General features: G+C 60.7%; 19 protein-coding genes. 4 read left to right on the top strand and 15 right to left on the bottom strand.

The annotated features are described in order from the left end of the window. The 6 genes from KFO72_RS22445 to KFO72_RS22420 form a co-directional block, all read right to left on the bottom strand. On the bottom strand, window positions 1-1,074 hold the full coding sequence (locus KFO72_RS22445) for a glycosyltransferase family 4 protein (RefSeq protein WP_225033064.1): 1,074 nt from the start codon (window positions 1,072-1,074) through the stop codon (window positions 1-3). Window positions 1,075-1,146: 72 nt separating this feature from the next. After that, a complete protein-coding gene (locus tag KFO72_RS22440) occupies window positions 1,147-2,064 on the bottom strand; it encodes a glycosyltransferase family 9 protein (protein ID WP_225033063.1) in 918 nt (305 codons plus the stop codon). A gap of 1 nt (window position 2,065) precedes the next feature. Further along, the gene (locus KFO72_RS22435) at window positions 2,066-2,968 is read right to left on the bottom strand and encodes a glycosyltransferase family 9 protein (RefSeq protein WP_054933518.1); all 903 of its coding nucleotides are present in this window, start codon (window positions 2,966-2,968) and stop codon (window positions 2,066-2,068) included. Window positions 2,969-3,208: 240 nt separating this feature from the next. After that, on the bottom strand, window positions 3,209-4,063 hold the full coding sequence (locus KFO72_RS22430; protein ID WP_225033062.1) for a hypothetical protein: 855 nt from the start codon (window positions 4,061-4,063) through the stop codon (window positions 3,209-3,211). A gap of 108 nt (window positions 4,064-4,171) precedes the next feature. Further along, complete coding sequence (locus KFO72_RS22425; protein WP_225033080.1) at window positions 4,172-6,451, bottom strand: LPS-assembly protein LptD; 2,280 nt, start codon at window positions 6,449-6,451, stop codon at window positions 4,172-4,174. A 116-nt stretch (window positions 6,452-6,567) separates the two neighbouring features. Continuing rightward, complete coding sequence (locus tag KFO72_RS22420; protein ID WP_054933514.1) at window positions 6,568-6,972, bottom strand: hypothetical protein; 405 nt, start codon at window positions 6,970-6,972, stop codon at window positions 6,568-6,570. A gap of 450 nt (window positions 6,973-7,422) precedes the next feature. On the opposite strand from KFO72_RS22420, the gene bamA reads away from it, so the two are divergent. Further along, entirely contained in the window at window positions 7,423-9,732 is a 2,310-nt protein-coding gene (gene bamA, locus KFO72_RS22415; RefSeq protein WP_225033061.1) for an outer membrane protein assembly factor BamA, read from the top strand. A 172-nt stretch (window positions 9,733-9,904) separates the two neighbouring features. Here bamA and KFO72_RS22410 read toward each other — a convergent pair whose 3' ends face one another. From KFO72_RS22410 to KFO72_RS22390, 6 genes are all read right to left on the bottom strand, one after another. Continuing rightward, a complete protein-coding gene (locus KFO72_RS22410) occupies window positions 9,905-10,183 on the bottom strand; it encodes a PAAR domain-containing protein (RefSeq protein ID WP_225033060.1) in 279 nt (92 codons plus the stop codon). Between the two features lie 365 nt (window positions 10,184-10,548). Further along, the gene (locus tag KFO72_RS22405) at window positions 10,549-11,097 is read right to left on the bottom strand and encodes a hypothetical protein (protein WP_225033059.1); all 549 of its coding nucleotides are present in this window, start codon (window positions 11,095-11,097) and stop codon (window positions 10,549-10,551) included. Then, complete coding sequence (locus tag KFO72_RS22400) at window positions 11,091-13,904, bottom strand: glycoside hydrolase family 19 protein (RefSeq protein WP_225033058.1); 2,814 nt, start codon at window positions 13,902-13,904, stop codon at window positions 11,091-11,093. Before KFO72_RS22400 ends, KFO72_RS22405 begins: the two co-directional genes overlap by 7 nt. A gap of 22 nt (window positions 13,905-13,926) precedes the next feature. After that, window positions 13,927-15,309, bottom strand: coding sequence for a DUF2345 domain-containing protein (locus KFO72_RS42600; protein WP_412101795.1), 1,383 nt, complete (start codon window positions 15,307-15,309; stop codon window positions 13,927-13,929). Next, window positions 15,309-16,241 carry a type VI secretion system Vgr family protein gene (locus KFO72_RS42595; RefSeq protein ID WP_412101794.1) on the bottom strand — a complete coding sequence of 311 codons (933 nt, stop codon included), beginning with the start codon at window positions 16,239-16,241 and terminating at the stop codon, window positions 15,309-15,311. Before KFO72_RS42595 ends, KFO72_RS42600 begins: the two co-directional genes overlap by 1 nt. Before the next feature lie 179 nt (window positions 16,242-16,420). Beyond that, window positions 16,421-17,242, bottom strand: a complete 822-nt coding sequence (locus KFO72_RS22390) for a response regulator (protein ID WP_224101796.1) — start codon at window positions 17,240-17,242, stop codon at window positions 16,421-16,423. Between the two features lie 257 nt (window positions 17,243-17,499). On the opposite strand from KFO72_RS22390, the gene KFO72_RS22385 reads away from it, so the two are divergent. Together KFO72_RS22385 and KFO72_RS22380 are read left to right on the top strand one after the other, a co-directional pair. Further along, entirely contained in the window at window positions 17,500-19,017 is a 1,518-nt protein-coding gene (locus KFO72_RS22385) for an ATP-binding protein (RefSeq protein ID WP_225033057.1), read from the top strand. Next, window positions 19,010-19,759 carry a response regulator gene (locus KFO72_RS22380; RefSeq protein WP_225033056.1) on the top strand — a complete coding sequence of 250 codons (750 nt, stop codon included), beginning with the start codon at window positions 19,010-19,012 and terminating at the stop codon, window positions 19,757-19,759. The genes KFO72_RS22385 and KFO72_RS22380 overlap by 8 nt, the downstream gene beginning before the upstream one ends. Window positions 19,760-19,763: 4 nt before the next feature. Here the strand turns inward: KFO72_RS22380 and KFO72_RS22375 are convergent, their stop codons facing one another. The 3 genes from KFO72_RS22375 to KFO72_RS22365 all read right to left on the bottom strand — a co-directional run bounded on the left by KFO72_RS22375 (window position 19,764) and on the right by KFO72_RS22365 (window position 21,398). Next, complete coding sequence (locus KFO72_RS22375; protein WP_035997854.1) at window positions 19,764-20,030, bottom strand: H-NS family nucleoid-associated regulatory protein; 267 nt, start codon at window positions 20,028-20,030, stop codon at window positions 19,764-19,766. 81 nt (window positions 20,031-20,111) lie between these two features. Further along, window positions 20,112-20,342 (bottom strand): hypothetical protein, encoded by a 231-nt coding sequence (locus tag KFO72_RS22370; RefSeq protein ID WP_007732479.1) that lies wholly within the window; start codon window positions 20,340-20,342, stop codon window positions 20,112-20,114. A gap of 258 nt (window positions 20,343-20,600) precedes the next feature. Beyond that, window positions 20,601-21,398 carry a hypothetical protein gene (locus KFO72_RS22365; protein ID WP_054933548.1) on the bottom strand — a complete coding sequence of 266 codons (798 nt, stop codon included), beginning with the start codon at window positions 21,396-21,398 and terminating at the stop codon, window positions 20,601-20,603. Window positions 21,399-21,497: 99 nt separating this feature from the next. On the opposite strand from KFO72_RS22365, the gene KFO72_RS22360 reads away from it, so the two are divergent. After that, complete coding sequence (locus KFO72_RS22360; RefSeq protein ID WP_054933508.1) at window positions 21,498-21,839, top strand: helix-turn-helix domain-containing protein; 342 nt, start codon at window positions 21,498-21,500, stop codon at window positions 21,837-21,839. The last annotated feature ends 161 nt before the right edge of the window (window positions 21,840-22,000 follow it).

The raw sequence follows: 22,000 nt of genomic DNA, 5'->3' as shown, positions 1-22,000 counted from the left end.
CTACACGTGGTCCGATCCCACCTGATCCGCCAGCGCAAGCAGATCCGACACATGCCGCGCGATGCACGGGTCGTACAGCACCGCATCGCCTGAGAACGTCGACCGCGCGTGCCGTGCTTCCCGCGCGCTGCGCACGGCGTCCGTCAGCACACGGCGCAAGCTGTCGACGTCGTTCGGCGCGAACACGAGCTTGGCCTGCGGCGCGATCACATCGTGGCAACCGATATTCGACGACAGGATCACGGGCGTGCCGCACATCGCCGATTCGACGCCGACGAGACCGAACGGCTCGTAGCTCGACGCGAGAATCGTATAGTCGGCTGCACGGTAGCCGTCTTCGATCGCGTTCACGTAGCCGATATAACGCAGCCGCTGCGACGTGCGTTCGGGCGGACGCCCTGCCACCGCGACCACGACGGGCAGATCGAGATCGCGCAATGCGGCTTCGATCAACGGCAGTCCCTTGCGCTCGTGACTGCTCGACGGAAACAGCAGCACGATTTCGTCGTCGGCAAAACCGAGACGCTTGCGCAATGCGCGCCGCTCGTCGTCGGTGACGGGCGAGAAGCGGCCGTTGTCGACGGGCGGATACAGCACGCGGATCTTCGCGTCGTCGACGCCGTACAGCAACCGCAATTCGTCGCGCATCTGCGGCGAATGCGCGACGACAAAGCGTGCACGCCGATATTGACGGCGCTCCAGCGCAATCTGGCGGCGATCGAAGAACGACGGCGCGCGCCTCGTCGCGCTGAGAAAGCCCAGATGCGTGCCGCCGCAAATCGCGATCTCCGACGCTTCGACGCGATTGCAGCCGATCAGCACATCCACTTTTGCGTCACGCCGCATCGCGCTCAGGCGCCGCGAAAACCATTCGTCCCGCCACTTCCCGGGCAGGAACGACACGTTGATCCGATGCGGTTCGACGAGGCGGCTTTCCGGCAACTTCGGATCGAACGCGCGGCCGAACACGGCCAGCTTGATCCCGGCCGCGACGAGTCCCCGTGTCACCTCGATCGCATAGCGTTCGAGGCCCCCGCTGTACTTCAGTGCATTGCACGACAATCCGATTTTCATGCTTTTTGTTCGATCACCAAACGGCACTGGCAAGTCATCGCGCTTCCGATGTCAGGACACATCGCGCGTTCTTTAGCCCTGCTCCGCCAATTGCCTGAACACAGCGACAACGCGTCGACACGTCAGCGCCTCGCGCCAGAACTTTTCCTTCAGCCGCGCCGTCGGCAGCCATTGCCACGGCAACACGACGCGCACGGTGCCCCACGCCGGCCGCCAGCGCTCGGCCACGGCCCGGCGGCGGAACAGGCTGATGGTCGGAACGGACAGATTCGATGCCAGATGGCCGATACCCGAATCGTTGCCGATGAACCAGCCCGACTCATACAGCCAGCACGCGAGCGCATGCAGATCGTCGAATGCGGGCGCGGCGATGCCGAGCCTTTCCAGGTCGCTCCAGCGTGCCCGCTCGTTGGGTGCAATCACGAAGCACACTTCGTAACCGAGCGCCTGCAGGCGCCTCGCCAGCGTAATGAAACGCGCGCGCGTCCAGCGCTTGTCGTCGGTGCTGGCCTCGGGATGAATCACGACGCGATGCCGATACCGCCGGTGCTTCAACGTCGCGGGCGCCGTGATGCCGTTCTCAGTCGTGCCCGTGACGATACCGAAGCGCGTACGGCAAAAATGCGCGAAGCGCTCCGCCATGCAGCCGGGCGCATCGGCGTACTCGATATCGTGCAGATCGATCACATGGGGATGCGTGCCTGCAAGATGCGCAAACGGCTGATGCCGATGCATTTGCAGAACGGCGTCGAATGTTTCGAGGCGTGTTGCGCAGTCTGCCTCGCGTGGCAGCGGATGAATCTCGACATGCGGAAACCAGTGCCGCAGCGCGAAAATCGGCGTGCCGAACACGCAGACGTCGATACCGCTTGAGCGCAGGTTCTGCACGATCACCATCGAAACCAGCGAATCGCCGATTGCATTCGACATCACAAACGCGACTCGCCTGATCGACGCGAGGCGCACGCTGTCCGGCATTGTCGCGTCCACGTCAGACGGCCTCGTGTTGCAATTGCTGGAATGCGCGCAGCACCTGATTCACCGACAGCGCGTACTTCCAGCCGCGTTCCTTGAGCCGTCCCGTCGGCAGCCACGCGCCGCCCACCAGCACCTTGCCCGCGCCCCAGCCCGGACGCCACGTGCGCGCGATGCCGCGGCGCATGAAGAGCGACAGCGTCGGCACCCGAAGGCACGACGCAAGATGACCAATGCCCGAATCGTTGCCGATGAACCAGCCGCTTTCCACGAGCCACGCGGCGACGTTATCGAGCGTGCCGAGGCGCGGCAAGCCAATACCGTGCTGTTGCACGTGTTCCCAGTCGGCACGCTCTTCGTCGGTCACGATGAAATGCGGCTCGAAGCCCTTTGCTTTGAGCGCCAGCGCAAGGCGCACGAAACGCGGCGCGAGCCAGCGCTTGTCGGGCGTGCTGGCCGTCGGATGAATTGCCACGCGCAATGGGTGCTTGCGATGAACCAGCCCTGCCGGAACCGCGAGGCCATTGCCAGGCTCCGCGTGCTGCAGACGCAGCGACTCGCGGCAGAACTGCGCGAGGCGGGCCGCCATCGGTTCCGTCGAAGGCGCGCGGCACAAATGCTCCAGCACCAGCACGTCCGGATGGCGTTGCTCGAGGCGCGGCACCGGACGGTTGGCGTGAAGCTGGATGATGGTATGGAATGGGCGCAGCCGCGCGTCGACCTCGTCGTCGCGCAGGGCGGGCTGGATATCGATGCCGGGAAACCAGTCGCGCAACGCCTGCATGTGCTGACTGAACACGGTGACTGTCTTGCCGCTCAATTGCAGATTGCGCGCGACGGTCATCAGCAGCAGCGAATCACCCAACGCCGGCGACGTCGTCACCGCTACGTTCAAAGCCGAATCGTTGGCGTGCTGCATGGTTGTTGCTCTCGGTGAATGACGTGGACCTGCCGTCGCGCGTCGACGTATGCGATCGCAGCGCATTATAGGTTTGGGCCTGTCACGCAGGATTTGTGTAATCTTTCCGACTATTACGCCGCAAGCGCCGCATGCCGCAACAGCCCGTGCGGCGCGCCGTCGAATCGCGCCGGCCCCGCCCATGTCTTACGCGGCAAAGAATCTGAAAGCATGATCGACGTGTGAGAGCGGCAGTCATGTTCAGCCTGTCCGCTTTGCGTCGCCGTTGTAGTAGCCCAGGTCCGTTTCCGACAGAAGACGCTTCATGTGCGGCCCGTGCGTGTGCAGCCCGGCGGCTTGCAGCCATTCCTTCTTGCCGCGCAAGCGGTCGAATGCGTCGTGACGGGGCGCCTCGGCCGCACTCGGCCAGTGATGACAGACGAGACTCAACGACTCGCAAACATCCCTGAAATCCGGGTGCACGGGCTCGCGTTCGTCCATGCCGAGCACGGCGCGTCGCCCGAAGCGTCGAATCACGCCTTCGTACAGCCGCTTTTCGAGGACGTCCTGGTCGCCGGGTTGCAATGAACGGATGACGTCGAGCATCGCGGGCGTGCTCTTCGCGATGAAGAACTGGGTGGACAGGGATTTGCGGTCGCGTATGCCGTAACGCGAGCCGCACCGTCGCAACCACAGCGCGAGGCGCGCGCGCAGCCTTCTACGGATGTCATCCGAACGGCTCCATTCCGGCACGCGGTCGGTGCTCCAGGACGATGCCGCGACCAGCGCGTGCGGCGATTTTTCGAGCCGCTCCAGATAACGCACGATCACGTTCTGGTCAAAGATCCACGTGTCGGCTTCGAGGTGGATGACGTAATCCGCTTTCAGCTTCGTCACGGCTGTTTCGATCGACGCAACGAGCAGATCGTGCGCGCCGCGCGTCAGCGGCTTCGGCTCGCGCATGACCAGAATGTCTTCGATGTAGCGCGTATAGCTCGAATCCGCGCACGCATGCACGATGGGCCACTTGCGCGGCCAGTTCAGCTTGATAATCTCCATCGAAATGCGCGCGCAATCGGTGCGATTGAACGAGGTCAGGCAAACGGCGACTTGCATGTTCGAATAGCGTCTTCAAGAAGCGTCACATACTGCATCAGATTCGCACGGGAATTCGCACCCGCTCCTCGCGCGTGTCTTACATAATATTTCCGCCGCCGCGCACGGTCATTGATATTCGCTAAAGCGCGAAACAGGTGCCGCTTCGGCAGGCGCCGACGAATAGCCGGGCACGTCCGCCTTGAACTGATCGAGCAGACCGCGGTCGGTGCGCGACAAGCCCTTCAACTGAAGTTGCATCAGCACACGCGTACCCGTGCTCGGCGAAGTGCTGCCCGTCGCGTTCGTGTACTTTTCCAGCGCGAGCGCGAGCGACCAGCATTGCGCGTCGTATTGCAACCCCAGCAGGCCCGCGATCAGACGGTGTGTGCTCATGTCGTAATTGACGCGCGCGACGCTCGCCAGGTTCTTTGCGAGCGGCCATTGCCCCGACACGATGAACTGGTTCACGGGTTGAAAGTCCAGCGTCGTGTTGGCGCGCGTGTACCGGTAGGCGATATTGAGCACATGTGCCGTCGCCGGCGACCACGCAAGGCCGATCGATCCTTGCGTCAGATAGTTGTTCGCCTGGCTGTACTGCAACGCGTTCTCTACATTGATACCCGCGCCGACCTTGATTGAACTGCCGGCGATCAAGCTGGTCCGCGCGACATTCGCCGTGTCTTCCGTGTCGTATAGGGTCACGCGTGGTTGCCTGAAATCGTAACGCTGCGCGATCACGAAGCGCGCGCGTTCGTCGCCCGTTGCCGCGTCGATCAGGCGCGAGGTCAGCGCGGCCGTCAGGCGGCTTTCGTCGGACACGCGGTCGTTGCCGGCAAATGCGTTGTCGCTGAAAAGTTCGCCCAGACCGAAGTCCGCTTCCGTGGTGTCGAAGAGTGGCGCATAAGTCTGGTTGCGATAAGGCGTATACACGTAAAAGAGCCGGGGCTCCAGCGTCTGGATGTACGAGCTTCCCCAGATGCGCACGGCGCGCTCGAACGTCATGCCCGAGTCCAGACTCAAGGTCGGGATGTTCACGTTCACGTTGCGTGGCTGTCCTGCGGGTGCGTCGGACGCAATCGAAGTCAGATTGTACGAAGCGAAGTGCCATTTGATCTTCGGCGTGAAGAACCAGCCTGGCCGGACGATCGGATAGCTGACGAAAGGATTGAACACGAAGCGCGTGCCTTGCGTTGCATCGTCCGATGAAAGCGTGAAGCGCGTTGCGTCTGCCTCGAAGCCATAATCGAAGCCACCGGCGTCGTATCGGTTGTAGCGCACGTTGAGCTGCGGCTCGCGGTTATAGGTCGTGTCGCTGGAAAAGGACTGCCAGTGCTGCTCGCGTGCGAGCACGGACCAGGGTCCGCTGTTGTATGTGAGACCCGCTTCCTGCTGATACAGCGTAGTCGAAGTGGTCGGAAACGCGCTGCCCGAGCCGAGATCGGTCGACACATTGGCATCCGAGACACGGTTGTAATTGACGTACGCACCGAAGCCGGAGCCGATATTCCACACGTGATCCAGATCGATCGAATAGCGGCGCTCGTGAGTCGTGATGTCGTTGGGCAAGTAGGCAATCGACAGCGAACCGGACGACGCGCTCGTCAGATACCGGTATTCCGCGCTCAGCATTGCGCCGCGCTTCGACATGTAGCGCGGCGCAATGGTCAGGTCGTAGTTCGGCGCGATGTTGAAGTAGTAAGGAACGGTGATGTCCACGCCGTTCTTCGAACTCATCGACCATGTCGGCGACAGCAGGCCGCTGCGGCGCGCGCCGTCTAGCGGGAACGATAGCCACGGACTCGCAAGCAATGGAATGTTCTGAAAGAACAGCACGCCATTGCGCGCGACGCCTTCATCGGCGCCACGGTCCATCGTGAATTGAGACGCGCGGATATACCACGCCGGATTCGTCTCGCACGCACAGGTGCTGTACGTGCCGTCTTCGATCTTCGAACGCTCGTTGTCGAGCAGGTCGGCGCGCTTGCCGCTGCCCCATCCGCCGTTCAGGTAGAAGTGGTATCTGGGTTGTGCAATGAAACCTGCGCTAGCGTTCACGCGCAACTGGCTGAACGGTCCGTCGAACACGTCGCCCTTCGAAACAATGCGTACGCTGCCATATGCATCGGCGACGTCGTGGTCGGGATCGTAGTGCAGCGCATCGCCTTGCACGACGAAACCATAGCGGCGCAGCTCGGCTGCGCCCTTGAGCGACAGGTCGCTATCGACGGTGCCGGTGACGGACTCGCCCAATGCGATCGTTGCCGGTTTTGCATCGGGCGGGTTGGGTGTTTCGGTGAGCTGCGGTGCGATGCGCAAGCTCCATGCATCGGAGAGGCGTTCGGCATCGGCCGCGTCGCCGGCGAGTTGCGCGTTAACCTGCAGCGGCGCCAGCAGGCAGAGCACCAATGCGGCAATGGGCCTGATAGCGAGGCCCTGGACTTCTCGGCGAAATATCAAAGCGGAATCGTGGCGTCTGATTGACGGGCGGACGCCGGCCCGAATGAAGATGCGTCCAGAGCGTCTTACTGCAACGTCACGGCGTCGCTGTTGACCTGAGCGACGGCAGCGCCTGCCGACGCAGCGACACCGCTCAGCGCCTCGATCAACGGCGCAATCTGCTCGCACGGCAAGGAAAACGAAATGCCCATGTTGCCCGCGAGCCTGAAGCGAATGACGGCTGTCTGCGTGCCGTTCAGGCGCCCGATCTCCCAGCCGTAACTCTGAAACGCAAAGGCCATCTGCCCGTTCTGGTTGATGATCCGGTCCGAATGCTCGATCGCATTCGGCAACGCGACCAGCAACTGGTCGAGCACGGAACGGTGGATTGCCGTGGTCGCATGATTGCCGTGAATCAGCAGGTGTAGACCGTCTTCCGTCATCTGCAGATCGCCAATCGAATCGACAACATGCGTCTCGCGCTCAGCCATGGAGCACCTCGCTCGCGCCTGTTCGCATGCCTGATTGCACGTCGGCTGTGCGCTCGCGATGTGTGCGCGTGGCTTCGACCCACGGTTCATAAGACGAGGCCCGCGCCATCCAGGCGGAGAAAAGCGGCGTGGAGCTGACGCGTAACACAGCAACCAGTACGACGGGATCGATATGTTCGAGCATGGCGAAGAACCAGAGGTGGGTGGAGTCGGCACGATAACGCCACCTTCGCTCTCATCGCGTTACCACGACCCTACCGATTCTTAGCTGCATCTTTCCGCCTTTGCACGACGTCGCCAGTGCAACAGGCGTCGTTGTTCATCGCCGCCCTATTCCTTACCTGAAGCAACAAATATTCAGAAAGTTTGGCGTAACCCTGCGCAAGAAGCCCATTCCTATACTCGCGGCTTTCCATAGTGAGTCGCGTCCCGCTCTCAACAAGACCCTCGATGAAACAAAGAGCATCAACTATCTGTCTCGCCAGTGCGATTACGGTGTGCGCCACGACACTGACGCCATCGATCGCGCTTGCCGGCGACTCCGTGGTCGTCACTGACATCCGGCTGGACGGCTTGAAGCGCATTGAAGCGGGAACGCTGCTCGCCAACCTGCCCATCAAACGCGGCGAGGTTTTCACGGAGGACAAGGCCTCGCAGGCCGTGCGCGCAATCTATGACACGGGCCTCTTCAGCGACGTCAACGTGTCGCTCGAAGGCGATGTCGTGGTGGTTCACGTCGTCGAGCGCCCCGCCATTGCGGAGATCGATTTCTCCGGCATTCACGAGTTCGAGAAGGACAATCTGACGAAGGCGCTGCGTGCCGTGGGCCTGTCGCGCGGCCGCCCTTTCGACAAGGCGCTCATCGACAAGGCGGAACAGGAACTGAAACGCCAATACCTCACGCGCGGCTACTATGCCGCGGAAGTGGAAACCACGACGACGCCCGTCGATAGCGGACGCGTGTCGGTTCTGTTCTCCGTCATCGAAGGTCCGAATGCGAAGATCAGGCAGATCAATTTCATCGGTAACCAGGTGTTTTCGGAAAGCACGCTGCGCGACGAAATGGAACTGTCGACGCCGAACTGGTTTTCCTGGTACACGAAGAACGATCTCTATTCGAAAGAGAAGCTCGGCGCCGATCTGGATCGACTGCGCTCGTATTACCTGAATCGCGGCTATCTGGAGTTCAGGATCGACTCGACTCAGGTTTCGCTGACGCCCGACAAGAAGGAGATGTATCTGACGCTCAACCTGCACGAAGGCGAGCCCTATACGATCACAGGCATCCGGCTCGCGGGTAATCTGCTCGATCGCGAAGCGGAATTGAAGCCGCTCATCGGCATCAAGCCCGGTGAAACGTTCTCCGAAGAGAAGCTCAAGGCAACGACGAAAGCCCTCGTGGACCGGCTCGGCGAATACGGCTACGCGTTTGCTGCTGTCAATGCGGTGCCGCAGATCGATCAGGACAAGCACACTGTCGATCTCACGCTGCAAATCGATCCGGGACGACGCGTGTACGTGCGCCAGGTGAATGTGGAAGGCAACACCCGTACGCGCGACGAAGTGATACGGCGAGAAATGCGCCAACTCGAAAGCGCGTGGTTCGATTCGAACCGGCTTGCGCTTTCGAAGGAACGTGTGAATCGCCTCGGCTATTTCACCGACGTCGACGTGACGACCGTGCCCGTTCCCGGTTCGAACGATCAGGTCGATGTCGACGTCAAGGTGTCGGAAAAGCCGACGGGCGCGATCACGCTCGGCGCAGGCTTTTCTTCGTCGGACAAGGTGGTTCTGTCGGCGGGCGTCACGCAGGACAATGTGTTCGGCTCGGGCACGAGTCTTGGCGTCAATGTGAATACGGCGAAGACGTATCGCACGTTGTCGGTCACGCAGACCGATCCGTATTTCACCGTCGACGGCATCAAGCGCATTTCAGATGTCTACTATCGCACCAGCTATCCGCTGTACTACAGCAACGACGAGAGCTTTCGTATCGTCTCGCTTGGTGCAGACCTGAAGTTCGGCATTCCGTTCTCGGAAGTCGATACCGTCTACTTCGGCCTCGGCATCGAGCAGGACCGCTTCAACACCGACTCGTCGACGCCGCAAGCCTATCTCGACTATGTGAAAGAATTCGGCCGCGTGGTCAACAACGTGCCGCTGACGGCAGCCTGGTCGCGCGATGCGCGCGATAGTGCGCTCGTGCCGAGCCGCGGCTATATGCTGCAGATCAACGGCGAGGTCGGCACGCCCGCGGGCGAAACCGAGTACTACAAGACGGACGTGCAGAGCCAGTATTACTACTCGTTCGCGCGTGGCTTCATTCTGGGCATGAATTTCCAGGCGGGCTATGGCAATGGCTTCGCGGGCAAGGCGTATCCGATCTTCAAGAACTACTACGCGGGCGGTATCGGCTCGGTGCGTGGGTATGAATCGAGTTCGCTTGGGCCGCGCGATTCGTCGACGGGCGATTCGATCGGCGGCTCGAAGATGGTGGTCGCGAACATTGAGATGACATTCCCGCTTCCGGGCAGCGGATGGGATCGCACGTTGCGCGTCTTTACTTTCGTCGACGCGGGCAACGTGTGGGGCAACGAAGGCAACAGCACGGGCGCGAACGGCTTGAGATACAGCTATGGCGCGGGCCTCGAGTGGATTTCGCCGATTGGCCCGCTGAAGCTCTCGGTCGGATTTCCTATCGTCAGGCATATAGACGATAAGTACCAGGTGTTTCAGTTTCAGATCGGGACTTCGTTCTGAATGTGCTGGGAAAGCTTCACTGCGGTCTTTTTATGGTCCGGTCACTTGCTCTCTCTCGCGATGTGACGCACCCCCACGCGTGGGCGTATGGTTACGCTGCAACCAGACTTTCTGGAATCTTGCGAGGCACATGCCAAACGGACATAGCGGCGAGAGGTAACCTGCGTGCCGGTCAACACCCGCTATCGTGTTGCGAGGCGATCAGCGTGGGCGAAGGATCACACTTGCACACACACCAGTCGCCACTTAGCGCTACCTGCTTACCATTCGGACCTGTATCGTTCTGACTGTCGGTGCACATGATCCGACCTGTCGAGTTGCACTTTGGACACCACACCGAATCGCCTTCATAGGCTACGGCGCGACCATGAATAGTTTCTCCGCCTTCAGGCGCAATTACGCGACCTCCTGCCGTTGTGGTGTCGCCGTTGCATACGTCATAACGTCTCATAAAGCTCCCGATCTTTTAATGCCAGAGGTCCGCAAACGCGAGGAAGTACTACTGCCAGAACTTGGGGTTGAGCAGCACTGCCTTCTTACAATCCTTTTAGTCCGCAACCCTGGTTTAAGGCATTCCGGACCTCGTACTGCTTTCCTCGATATGACCAGTACGTCGCTTCGATCAACGTGTGAAGCGGAAATAGCAAACAAGACACCACCGGTGCGCGTTTATCACGCTCGCGGCTATCTTGAACTGGTCACTATCAGGTTCTGCCAGCACATACGCAGCGATTTTGGAGAAAGAGTGCATCGCTCTACCTTTTAAAATACTCCGGTCCGGTTGGAAAAGTAGCGAATCATTGATATGAGCCGGCGTTACTGACCAAGTTGAATTGCGCGAAGCCTCTTTCTTATCGAAGCGGCATCTTTAAACGCGTATATCACCGGAGCGCCATCTCTCCTAACGCCGTCCCAGCCCTCAGGAAAGGCCTTCATAGCCGTGCTATCACGGACGATATTTGCCCCCTTCGATGAACGAACATATTTGTATATAAATACTTGGTAGTAGTCTCCTACATAATCCGCTGCTTTCGAATTTACACTCCATCTGACCAGCGTTACGATCTCTCGGTTTTGCCAATAAAAAACCGTCACGACCTTTGGGCTGGATCCGTTTACTTCATAGCTGTCAATTGACAATATTTCTCCATCACGACACTGCCAAGTAGCTTTCACATTGAAAAGCGGCCCACTCGATGGATTGTGCAAGTCCTGCAGAGGCTCTTCAAAAAATGATACGGAACAACCTGCACGAACTGCGTCAGCGGCAATCTTATCTGGTGATTTGTTAGCAGCGTGCGCCCACCGAGCCAAACTCGATATGCCCAATAGCAACGCCAGAGAGGCAAGTTTCTTTATCACCATCCGTTTTCTCCCGTAAGAGTTGATTCCCAATCGTGCTTGCAGGGTTGCTGGCCTTTGTTCAAATGTTCGAAAGCGCGCTTTGTCGCGTCTTTACGGAGAGCAAAGTCTTTCATTGCTGGATTTATCACCTTGGTCACACCTCGGACGTTGTTTGCGTCGGCTGATGTACTGATAGCGTGGCTATTCCAGAACCACGCAGACGAATCGGCCGCGACAAATGAATCATTTTCAACTTTACTTGGGTCATCCGCGACGTCAATCCCACTGGCCATTTTGTATTGCTTGTATGTGCCCAGCCACGTCATGTGGAGAAGCCCTCGCCCACGGTAGTCGCGCCCTGGATATTCCTCGTCGCCGAACAACACTTCGCCGAGTTCTGCATCGTTACGAATCAAGTTTCGCTTTGAATAGTCTTCGATTTTCGGAAGGGACCATGTCGGATGCAGTCTGTGAAGACCGGCCTTCAATGCAGTTGGGTAGGTCGCCCATAAACGATCGCCATTCGTGTAATACAAGCTTTCCCGAAAAGCAGTGAACCCACCGCACTCAACTGCACATTGACCGAGAAAGTGCGAAGCACGGTTACATGTATTGATGCCGTACTTCACGAAAGCGTCTGTTACTGTCACGGAGTAGTGCTCCGCATCGTCGCCGCTTATATTCAGAAATATGGACTTAAGTGTGCTCGCCGTGAGCGTAAGATCGCTACCGCAGTGCGGACATGTCAGTCGTTCGCTAGTCGAGAAATTGCCAACAAGCGCTATTGGATGTATATGATTCACGACCGGACTAGCTGGGAAGCCTTCGACCGCACCCTTAACGTCATCCCACCATTGCAACTTCTTGATCCGCTGCAACTCGCACTGCCAGTTCTCACGCGCATTTCGCATCAAGGGCGTCAGTGCCTCCCACCGGCTCATCCCGCCACCCCATTCGCTCTCATAGCGCAGGATCACATGTGCCAGTTCGCTGGCAAGCCAGGACGTGTTCATGGCCCGCTGGAGTTTTCTCGCTGTGACCACTTCCTGGCCGTCCTTGCCGCTCTTCTTTTCACCGTATTGCAAAGGGATTCGGCTCACGGTCCGCTCAAGCCGCTGAAGCAACACACTCCCGTTTATCGCCGCCGTGGATGGCTCGAATTCCGTCTGCTCCCTCCAGTCGGCTGAGCCAGTCACAGAAAGGTTACGGCGAAACGCATCGGTCAGCGCGACGCCCGTCGCGTCGACGATCTCGAAACCAGGCCAAGCCCACGGGCTTTCCCAAGTCGTGCCCGGATGCGCTTTTTCGCAGACCCAGCCCCGCTGATCCGTGCCGTCTGCGGCAACAAGGCTGATTCGCCACCAATGTATGTTCTCGTCATCAACGGCAACGTTACCGTCGCCCAGACCATCAAGCTGCGCGCGCGGGAACGCAAACGTCTGTGCGTTCGCCGGATCGGCAACAGCCCGAACCTGCAACGGAAAACGCATCCAGGCCGACAGGCCGTTCGGCCCACGGTTCAGATCATCCCGTCGGATCCACACGGGGCCGCCATCCAGAGCGGCGATACTGCCGATGGTCAGGTATCTCGGCTGCACCTGCACCCACGGTCCGGATTTCGGGCTGCGAGTGGTCTCCTTCGCGTCGTATAGCGGGTGACGTGTGCCCAACTTGTGGTCCGGCTCAGCCGGGTGTATGACCAGCTTTGCGCCCGCCTGAACGACCAGAACGGTGCGATCGCTTGCAGGCAGTTGCGCCGCCCGCGCGCGACACTTCCCGATGAACTCTTTCAGTTCGTCGCCGGCAAACACTTCAAGATGCAACAACTGACGTGCGGGGACGGGAGGTAGTGGTGTCGAGCGCTCATAGTCATGGTATTCGCCGACCTGTCCCATCAGCGTGCCAGCCTTGACGGGAATCGGCTGCGGCGGAACGACCACGCTTCCCACTCCCCGCGGCTCTCTTACGGGTTGCTGGTCGTGTAGATACAGCCAACCCCAATCGCCCTCGGACGTTACGGATGCCGTTCCCGACTCGTCGCCGTCAGGTTGCACCCACGGCACGTCTTTATCCTCCCAACCGAAATAGCCGCCGCTCTTTGCACTGACCAAATGCCCGGCTGAAATGGAACGAATGTGTCCCCATTCGCCGCGTCTCTCGCCGATGATTACCTCGCTTCCTTCCGGCAAGAACGCAACGTGATGGCCCGCGATGAACTGGTTTCTCTTCTTTCCGGGTTTCGGCTCCGACCAGACGAATGCGCCCGCTGCCTCACCACCGTTCTCCTGTCTATTCTTGTTGCCGATGCGGTAGGCGTCCACGCCGGGCCACCAGCCAGGACGCACCATGCTTCCATCAGCAAGGTAGGTGGACCAGTCGGCCACGTGCATATAGAGGCTAAAGAACGTCAGCGTTTCGTCGGCAGGTTGCCCTTTGGCGGTATTGCCTGGCGCAGGTGGCATCGTCATATGGTGGCGCACCAGCACGAAGCCGGTTGAGTACATCGCCCAGCGACGGTCCTGTGTGAAGTGAAGTTGCGGGTACGCGTCATCGAGCCTGAACGCAACAACCTCGCCATTGGCGATGACCCGCACGCCGCCAGTCTGGTCAACGCGGCTGGATGAGCCTTTGCCAAAATGCACACCGCCGTGCGGGAACCCGTTTACGCCGAGCGGAAAGAAGCCATCTTCCATACCCGCGAGTGCGTGATAGAAGATATCCGGGCCGGTTATTTCCTTGTGATCCCTTCCAGGAAACGGATAGCGCCACGTCTGGGGCGAGGACACTGCCGGCGCTGCGGCCCGTTGATTATTCTGTTGTGCACTCATGTCGTGAAGTCGTTTAACACTGTTAGCCTGAAAACTTCGAGCCGTGACGCGCGAGGTCAGCAATATCGTTTGCATACGGTAACGCCGTTTTCTGCATCGTCCCGTCCGGGCTCTTTTTCTGCCACGTGATGGCTTTTTCGATGTAGTCGCCGTTGGTGGCATTGGTGATGTTTTCCGGCGTCATGCGGAAATACGAGTTACCGCATTTGAGCAGGATCTCTCTTTTCGCCTCGATGATCACAGACCCGTCAACACTGCGAATAGCGGTATCGTGCAGCGATGCAAGGTCGATAGCGTCGCTTTGTGCCTGAATCTGAACCGGGCCTTTCGCCGCAAAAATCGTTATGCCGAGCTTCTGCACGAACAGCGAAATCTTCTCGCCCGCAGCAACTGTGAATCGCTTCAGCACGCTCCAGTCAGCACTGTTCCCGGCGGTCGTCTGGACGCTATCGTTTGCCACGAACTGCATCGATTTGCCGGACACCATGCCCACCGTGCCAGGTGCGCCCGCCAGAATGCCCGGCTGCTTCAGTTGGTCCAGTTCATCATTGGCCGCTTTCTGTGCATCCGTGTCAGCAGGGTCGGCCTTCGACGCGCTAGCCAAGTCCGCGAGTGAACGCGCGAGCACCAAAGCCCGCTCCAGTTCCGCGACGGTCTCCTGCATGTCCAACTGCTGGCCGCTCGCGCCGGGCCTGTCGTAGGCACTCAGATACAGGCCACTGCCGCCACGTAGCGCGTTATATCCCGATGTGCGCAGTTCGACGCCTTCGCCACGCTTTTGCTTCTTCGAGTCGACCAGGAAGCCGAGATTCAGCTGCGTCTTGCCCGAATGATCAGTCGAGAGCTTGATGCCTTCCTGACCTTCCCAGTCCTCCATACGCAGCTTGTTATTGCTCTGCGTGCGAATGACATTGCGCGAGAGCCAGCGGTTGTCGCTGGTGATGTGATCGACGGCCTGGCTGTTGTGCATCGCGTGCGCGATGTATGGGCGGTTCGGATTGCCGTCGTGGAAGGCGATGGCGACCTCGGTGCCGTCGAGCAACGGGAAGTGAAACCCCGTTTGCAACGCACCCGCAAACGGCTTTGCAAGACGTAGCGGCACACTCTCGCCGCCCGGATTCCACTCATCGAAATCCAGATCGAAGCGCACGACGTAGTATCCGGCTGCCGTCAAATACGCATACTTGTACTGGTCGGGCGACGTCACGCGGGCACTGAGTGTGCCCGCAATCCTCGGCCACGCCGCCTCCTCCAGCGCCAGCCGGAAACGCCGGTCAGACGGAATCGCCTTGTACGTGTTCGAGTAGGCATCGTCCCGCGCGCCACGATGGACCGCTTCGACAACGACCTGGCCGTTTGGCGCGTCGGGCAGCGCTTTATCAATGTGCAGGATGCGCGCGGGCATCAATGCAAGAAATTGCTCTCGCCTTCATACACGACCTGCGACGCAAGTGCCGCCTCGTGCCTAAGTTGTGCTTCCCACTTCGCGGCCTGGGCGTCAGAGTGATGCGTGCCCCACACATAGGGCTGGCCGTAGGTGGTCTTGTCTTCGGCTGCTACGTTGGCGTCGTCCCTGTACCGCTCCCATGCGCTGTCGTGGTTATAGTCGGCGACCAGGAACGATTGCGCTACGGTCTGCGTCCGCGTAACGAGCGAACTGACCGCCTCGTTACCCGACTCCAGACCAGCCTGCTCGCGATACGGCACATCTAGCGACGGCTGATAGACGTAATGGTCGATGTCGTCGCAGACGTTCAGAACATCGCCATGCTCACCCGCTGCGATATAGCTGTAGAGCCCTTCCTGCTTCATCAGAAGCTGGACCCACGCAAGGTCATCCATCTGGTACTGCATGCGGAACGCGTGCTGCGGATACGTGCGGCGCAGCCGGAATCTGTACTGGTAGCCCCGCAAGCCATGTCGTTTCAGCACCTGCTCGATGATTTCCGGCGCTGTGAGGTGCTGGTAGATACGACTGGCATGTGCGCGCGCCAGCTTCGAATAATGTGCTTCCAGCACAAGCTCATAGCTGGTGAAATCGCGCGTTGTCTTCAGTTCGGTAAGGCTGGTAATCCAGCCCGCAAATCGACGCCCGCCGCGGTCTACGGGGACAATCGAAAACGTCGCATCCTTGCCGAGACAGTCGGCACGCGCGAGTCGATGCGGGTGCGTGAGCTGGATTGTGACGCGGTAGGGTTCGCCGAGTCTTTCGGTCGCGACAAATGAGACTACGGATAGACCGCTTGCGCTCACACTGCCGGGTACTTCAAGAAAGTACGACTGTCCGCCGCTCAGTTCGTTGATACACAGATTATCGCCTTCAAAACCTTCAGACATATTTTGATATCCGAATTATCCCGATGCCTGGGCGACATCATGGGCCGAGGACGATTCGAACGCGCAACTGCATGCCGCACCATGAGATATGTCTGAAAGTGGCGCGCGCAAGGAACTCTATGCATACTGAGTGATGAAATCAGAAAATTGGATCCTTCAAATACCGCGCACAGCATGCGCTACTGAATTCTCCGCGCCGCATTTTCAAAACGCATGCGCTCCTCCGCAACGATAGGCGCCGCAAGGTCGAGCACGGGCACCCGCGCACCGCCTCGATCCCCCGCCGCGCCGTGGCGCGGCAGCGCGTCGTCGGGGGCGAACATATAGCCTTCGCCGCGCAAGGTCTTGATGTATTGCCGGCCCGTCGGCGACAGCTTCAACGCGGCGCGTAGCCTGAATACGACGACGTCGAGCCCGCGCTCCGTCACGCTGCAATGCCGCCGCAGCATGTTGAGAATACGCACGCGCGACAGCACCTTCATCGGGTTCGACGCAAGCACCGCGAGCAGCGCGAATTCCGTGCTGCGCAGCGGCACTTCCGCGCCGCCTCGCGTCAGCACGCGGTCGGCGACGTCGACTTCGAAATCGTCGAATGCGATCGGCGCACGCTCGATATGCATCGGCACGTGCGACGGCGGCCCAGAACGCAACGCGTTGCGCACCCTTGCGATCATCTCGCGTGGATCGTGTGGATCGACGACATAGTCGTTCGCTCCGAGCTCGAATGCGAGCACCTTGTCGACGACGTCGTCGGACCGGCTAACGATGATCACCGGCAAGTCGTAGCCGAGCGAACGGATACGCCGCAACGCCGTCAGGCCGTCCACTTCAGGCAAGCCGTGACGCATCACGATCAGCGACGGCACTTCGACTTCCAGGCGCCGTTCCAGCGAGTCGGTGTTGTACAGGACGGACATCTCGATCTTGTGCTGCTGCACATGTGCCCGAAGTGTGTCGCGGCTGGCCTGATCAGGCTCGACGACGAGCAGATGGATGGTCATGAACTTTCCGTCCTTCTCCCATTTGAATGGAGGTCCATGATAGTGAGCAACTGTGCAGGCAAGACGGAGAAAATTAAGGAGATTGTGTGGAGATTGCCGAACGGTCATCCGGCGCCGCGCACGTCGCGTCAAAATAGCGCCGTGGCGGCATATCGATAGCAACTGGCATGCATGCGGCGCTCGAGCGCCCGCTAAAGCACGCCGACAGGGAAACACAGGGTGGCAAGCATGAAAAGTGGCGGCCGTGGGGTCTCGCCATGAGAATCGGCATTACGTCGAAGCTCTTCGTCGCGATTTCGGCGGCGTGCATACTCGTGGCCGTCACGATGGGCGTTGCCGTGCGCTGGAGTTTCGAACAGGGCTTTCTCGGCTATCTGCAGCGCCAGTCACAATCGCATTCCTCGCGCCTGCAGCAGGAAATCGAAGCCGCCTGGGCGACGCATCGAAGCTGGGATTTCCTCAAGGATCCGGTGGCGGCGGCAGCCGCCATTCCCGAGGCGATCGACGCGGGCGTGCCGCCTCCCGGTCCGTCCGGCCCTCCCGACATGAACGCGCCGCACGACGACCCGCCGCCTGACGGCGCGCCGGGCGGCAACGGCGCCGAGCCGGGGCCGCCGCCTGGCGACGCGGGCGCGCCTCCCCAGAGGCGCGACATGCAAAGCCCGGGGCCGCAGGGCAACCGCCACCCGCCGTTCCGCGTCTACGACACGGACATGCACAGCGTGCTGCAAAAGGGACCGCCGCCGCCACCCGATGCGCCGCGCCTGCCGCTGACCGTCGACGGCAAGGTGATCGGCTGGCTGGTCGTCGCCGGGCCCGAAGTGATGTTTCGTTCCGCGGACCGTCAATTTCAGGCTCAGCAGGTTCGCACGACATGGATCATCGCCGGATTCGCCGCCTTGCTGGCCGCGTGCGTCGCCGTCGTGCTCGCGCGTTTGCTGCTCGCGCCCGTGCGGCGCCTCGTGCTGGCGACGCACCGGCTCGCGAGCGGCGACTATTCGATTCGCGTGCCCGACGCGGGCAGCGACGAACTTCACGATCTGGCCGCCGACTTCAACCGGCTCGCAATCTCGCTCGGCGATGCCGAACGTTCGCGCCGCAATCTGATCGCGGATATTTCGCACGAGTTGCGCACACCGCTTGCCGTGCTGCGCGGCGAACTCGAAGCGATCGAAGACGGCGTGCGCAAGCCCGACCGCGCGACGCTCGCGTCGCTGCAGGCGGAAGTCGCGCTGCTGAGCCAGTTGATCGACGACCTGTACGAGCTGTCGCTCGCGGACATCGGCGAACTGTCTTTCGAGAAGGTGCGGCTCGACGTCGCGCCCATCGTCGAAGCCGCCGCCGAGTCGTTCAGAGACCGGCTCGCCGACAAGAAAATCGCACTGGAAACCGATATCGACGCCGCGGGCATCATCATGCTCGGCGACCCGTACAGGCTGACGCAGTTGATGAAGAACCTGCTGGAAAACGCGTTGCGCTATACCGATTCCGGCGGCAAGGTCCGCGTGGCCGTCGCGAGGCACCAGCACGAGATTCGAATCGACGTGCAGGATACGCACCCCGCCGTGCCCGAGCCTTTGCTGCCGCATCTGTTCGACCGGCTGTTTCGCGTCGATGCGTCACGCAGCCGTCAAAGCGGCGGCGCGGGCCTGGGGCTCGCGCTGTGCAAACATATCGTCGGCCAGCATGGCGGCACCATCGACGCATTGCGCTCGCCGCTGGGAGGACTGTGGATCGCGGTCCGGTTCGCTACGTTAGAAGCCAAAGATGACTGACTCTACTCTTGCCCGCTCGCCTGCTTCAGTGCTGATCGTCGAAGACGAGCCGAAGCTGTCGGCGCTGCTCACGGACTATCTGCGCGCGGAGAACTTCGACACCAAGGTGATCGAAGATGGCCGCGACGTGATCGCTTCCGTACGCGCGCATCCGCCTTCGCTGATTCTGCTCGATCTGATGCTGCCGGGACGCGGCGGGCTCGAAATCTGCCGCGAGTTGCGCACGTTTTCGGATGTGCCCGTGATCATCCTGACCGCGCGCGTCGATGAGATCGACCGCTTGCTGGGCCTCGAACTAGGTGCCGACGATTACGTCTGCAAGCCGTTCAGTCCGCGCGAAGTCGTAGCGCGCGTGAAGGCGATCCTGCGCCGCATCGAGTCGCTATCGGGTGCGGCGCGCACCGGCGCGGAGCCGGTTTCAGGCGGACTGGCGATCGATCTCGACAGGCATGTCGCGTCGCTCGATGGAAAAGACCTCAATCTCACGCCGATCGAAATCAGGCTGCTCGCGCTGCTGCACTCGACGCCCGGCCGCATCTATTCGCGCGACCACCTGCTGCGGCAACTGTATGACGATCATCGGGTCGTGGCCGACCGGACGGTCGACTCGCATGTGAAGAACCTGCGCCGCAAGCTTCAGAATGTGCGGCCGGATCACGACATGATCCGCTCGATTTATGGCGTCGGGTATCGCCTGGACGTCGTGCCGCCCGAAAGCCGCGACGATGGCGATCCGGGCTGAAGGATCAGTTTGCCTGGCCTTCGCAGCGGAAGAAATCGATGTTCTGGCCCGACGCGACGGCGCGGCGCAGCCACTCAGGCAAATCGCCCCGGCCGTCCCAGACGTGGCCTGACGCATCCTGATAGCGGATGGCGCGAGCATTGCGTTCGTCTTCGGCGAACGAGCGTTCAAGCGCGTCGAACGTGATGCCGAATTCGTTCATTCGATTCTGAATCCACGCGATCAGACGCTCCCGCGCCTGGCCGTCGAGTTTTGCGATTGAAGTAGACATTGCTCGTGCGATTCGAAGTGCGATTCGTAGTGTGGAAAGATCAGCAATCCATTCGTACGGGCGAAATCATGATTGACTGACTCAATTGCGCCGCCGCGCGTCGATGCGAACCACCGAGTCGAATAGCGCCTGGGCTCGCGCCAGTTCGTCGAGCGCGCGGTCCAGTTGCGCAACGGCAGCGGCATGCCCGGCCGTCGACGCAGCATCTTCCGGGTCGGCGCGCACGGCGCGAAAAGCCAGATCGACATTGCGTGTCGCTTCGACAAAACGCTGTGCGGCCTGAGCCTGCCTTGATTGCATCATTGCCGACATAAGCATTCCTCCATCTGGATTCGGTTCGGATATTCAGCTTGCGATGCGTGGGGCTCGCCCATTTGCGGTTCACGCCGGCGGCTTTGGGTGCGAGCCGGCGCTACAAAATGGATTGACTGCGGCATGCTGCCGATTTTCTCTCCGCTCGGTGCGAAGCGCCAGGTCTGATTTGCAACAGCGTGCGTTTTAGTACACAAGCACCCGACATTCAGGTTTCCCAGGTTTTATGCGCCAGACGCCTGTTTCAATCCCCGTCTGTCATAACGCGAAACTGGCCTGCGCTTGCGCCGCGTTGAAGGCCGCCATGGCCTCGACGGGCGGCATGTCGAACAGATCGCGCGTGAAGCCGCGCACGCGCTCCTGCGGCGGCCGCGTGCGCAAACGCCCGACCAGTTCGATGAAGGCCGCAAAGTCGCCGTCGCGCGTGGCCTTGTTGACCTCCGCGAAGTCGCGCGCCTTGAGTACGACGGGCTGCGCGAGCCGCACGAAATACGGCGCTTCCAGCTCCACGGCAAGTGCGACGGGATAGCGCTTGCCGCTCAGTTCGCCCGAGCGCGACGTGCAGTCGACGACGGCCGTGCCTTGCGCGGGACCCAGCACCTTGCCCGTGCTGACGCTGCGCAGGTGCTCCGGGTAGATGTGCAGCCGCGTGCCCATGCTCAGTTCAGTGGGCGACGAACACACCAGCGCGTAGTGCTGCTCCCTGCGCCGCCCCGAGGGCAACACGGTGCGGCTGACCACGAACGCATGCGGCGGCAGCTGCCGCACCTGACCCGTGCTGTCGATCCACGCATTCCACAGCAGCATGTCTTCGCGCTTGCGCCCGCCTTGCCGCGGCTTGCTCGACGCCGGCGAAAAGAGCGCGAGCAGCGAGCCGGTGCGATGTGCCGCGATTTGCGCGCTATTGCCGAGCGACTGACCGACGCCCCACAGAAAACGCCCGCCGCCCAGCCTCCGCTCCCATTCTTTCTGGAGAACGATGTTGGGGAGTTCCTCGCTGGACTCGGTGCCTGTCTTGGTCCAGCAGAACGTGGGCGGTAGGTGCTTCAGTGTCATCAACTTCCTCGGGACTGCCGTTCGGCTCGCCGACTTGCGAGCCATTGGCGAAATGGTCAGCCATTCAACAAGCGTTAATGTATAGATATAATGCATGGAATGGAAGCCCTGAAGAGCGATTTTCCCGTGCAGGACCTGTTGCGCCGCTTGATGGCAGACGTGCGCTCGTCCAGCGAAATCGCGCGGCTTTCCGGGGTGAGCCAGCCTACGGTGTCGCGGCTCCGGCTGTCGAAGGGGCGCCGCGTGCGCAAGAGCGCGTCATTCAATAAGCTATGCAGTTTCTATGGTGTGGAAGCGCGCCATGTGGGCGGGCGGGCGACGGGCTACAACGAGTTGCTGCGCAACGCGATCGTCGACGCGTGGGACGGCTCGGAAGAGCACGGCCGCGCGTTGCTCGTCGTGATCAAGGGCTTGAAGGGATTGAGCGCGAAGGTGGAGTGAGCGGCGCGCGCTCGCGGGGGTATGCGGAGGGTTTGGGACAGGTTTGAAGCAGACGGGCTTCGTGTTCAGTCGAAGCCCGTCGTTGGATTGCGGATGGTTCGCGCGTTCAGAACTGATCTTCGGACAACGCGAGCACGCCCTCGCCGCCCTTCGCGCTGGTG

It is taken from the genome of Paraburkholderia sp. XV (genome assembly GCF_020177535.1).
In the GTDB taxonomy this organism is placed as follows: domain Bacteria; phylum Pseudomonadota; class Gammaproteobacteria; order Burkholderiales; family Burkholderiaceae; genus Paraburkholderia; species Paraburkholderia caribensis.
Note: the sequence above shows the minus strand (reverse complement) of the source record. Positions and strands in the feature narration are given on the sequence as shown.

Bases quoted from the DNA above. Each gene is read 5' to 3' on its own strand.
- KFO72_RS22385 (WP_225033057.1), top strand. From the start codon at position 17,500: ATGAGAATCGGCATTACGTCGAAGCTCTTCGTCGCGATTTCGGCGGCG.
- KFO72_RS22410 (WP_225033060.1), bottom strand. From the start codon at position 10,183: ATGAGACGTTATGACGTATGCAACGGCGACACCACAACGGCAGGAGGT.
- KFO72_RS22360 (WP_054933508.1), top strand. From the start codon at position 21,498: ATGGAAGCCCTGAAGAGCGATTTTCCCGTGCAGGACCTGTTGCGCCGC.
- KFO72_RS22365 (WP_054933548.1), bottom strand. From the start codon at position 21,398: ATGACACTGAAGCACCTACCGCCCACGTTCTGCTGGACCAAGACAGGC.
- KFO72_RS22435 (WP_054933518.1), bottom strand. From the start codon at position 2,968: ATGCAGCACGCCAACGATTCGGCTTTGAACGTAGCGGTGACGACGTCG.
- KFO72_RS42600 (WP_412101795.1), bottom strand. From the start codon at position 15,309: ATGCCCGCGCGCATCCTGCACATTGATAAAGCGCTGCCCGACGCGCCA.
- KFO72_RS22375 (WP_035997854.1), bottom strand. From the start codon at position 20,030: ATGTCTACTTCAATCGCAAAACTCGACGGCCAGGCGCGGGAGCGTCTG.
- KFO72_RS22420 (WP_054933514.1), bottom strand. From the start codon at position 6,972: ATGGCTGAGCGCGAGACGCATGTTGTCGATTCGATTGGCGATCTGCAG.
- bamA (WP_225033061.1), top strand. From the start codon at position 7,423: ATGAAACAAAGAGCATCAACTATCTGTCTCGCCAGTGCGATTACGGTG.
- KFO72_RS22390 (WP_224101796.1), bottom strand. From the start codon at position 17,242: ATGACCATCCATCTGCTCGTCGTCGAGCCTGATCAGGCCAGCCGCGAC.
- KFO72_RS22370 (WP_007732479.1), bottom strand. From the start codon at position 20,342: ATGTCGGCAATGATGCAATCAAGGCAGGCTCAGGCCGCACAGCGTTTT.
- KFO72_RS22380 (WP_225033056.1), top strand. From the start codon at position 19,010: ATGACTGACTCTACTCTTGCCCGCTCGCCTGCTTCAGTGCTGATCGTC.
- KFO72_RS22430 (WP_225033062.1), bottom strand. From the start codon at position 4,063: ATGCAAGTCGCCGTTTGCCTGACCTCGTTCAATCGCACCGATTGCGCG.
- KFO72_RS22400 (WP_225033058.1), bottom strand. From the start codon at position 13,904: ATGAGTGCACAACAGAATAATCAACGGGCCGCAGCGCCGGCAGTGTCC.
- KFO72_RS22445 (WP_225033064.1), bottom strand. From the start codon at position 1,074: ATGAAAATCGGATTGTCGTGCAATGCACTGAAGTACAGCGGGGGCCTC.
- KFO72_RS22405 (WP_225033059.1), bottom strand. From the start codon at position 11,097: ATGGTGATAAAGAAACTTGCCTCTCTGGCGTTGCTATTGGGCATATCG.
- KFO72_RS42595 (WP_412101794.1), bottom strand. From the start codon at position 16,241: ATGTCTGAAGGTTTTGAAGGCGATAATCTGTGTATCAACGAACTGAGC.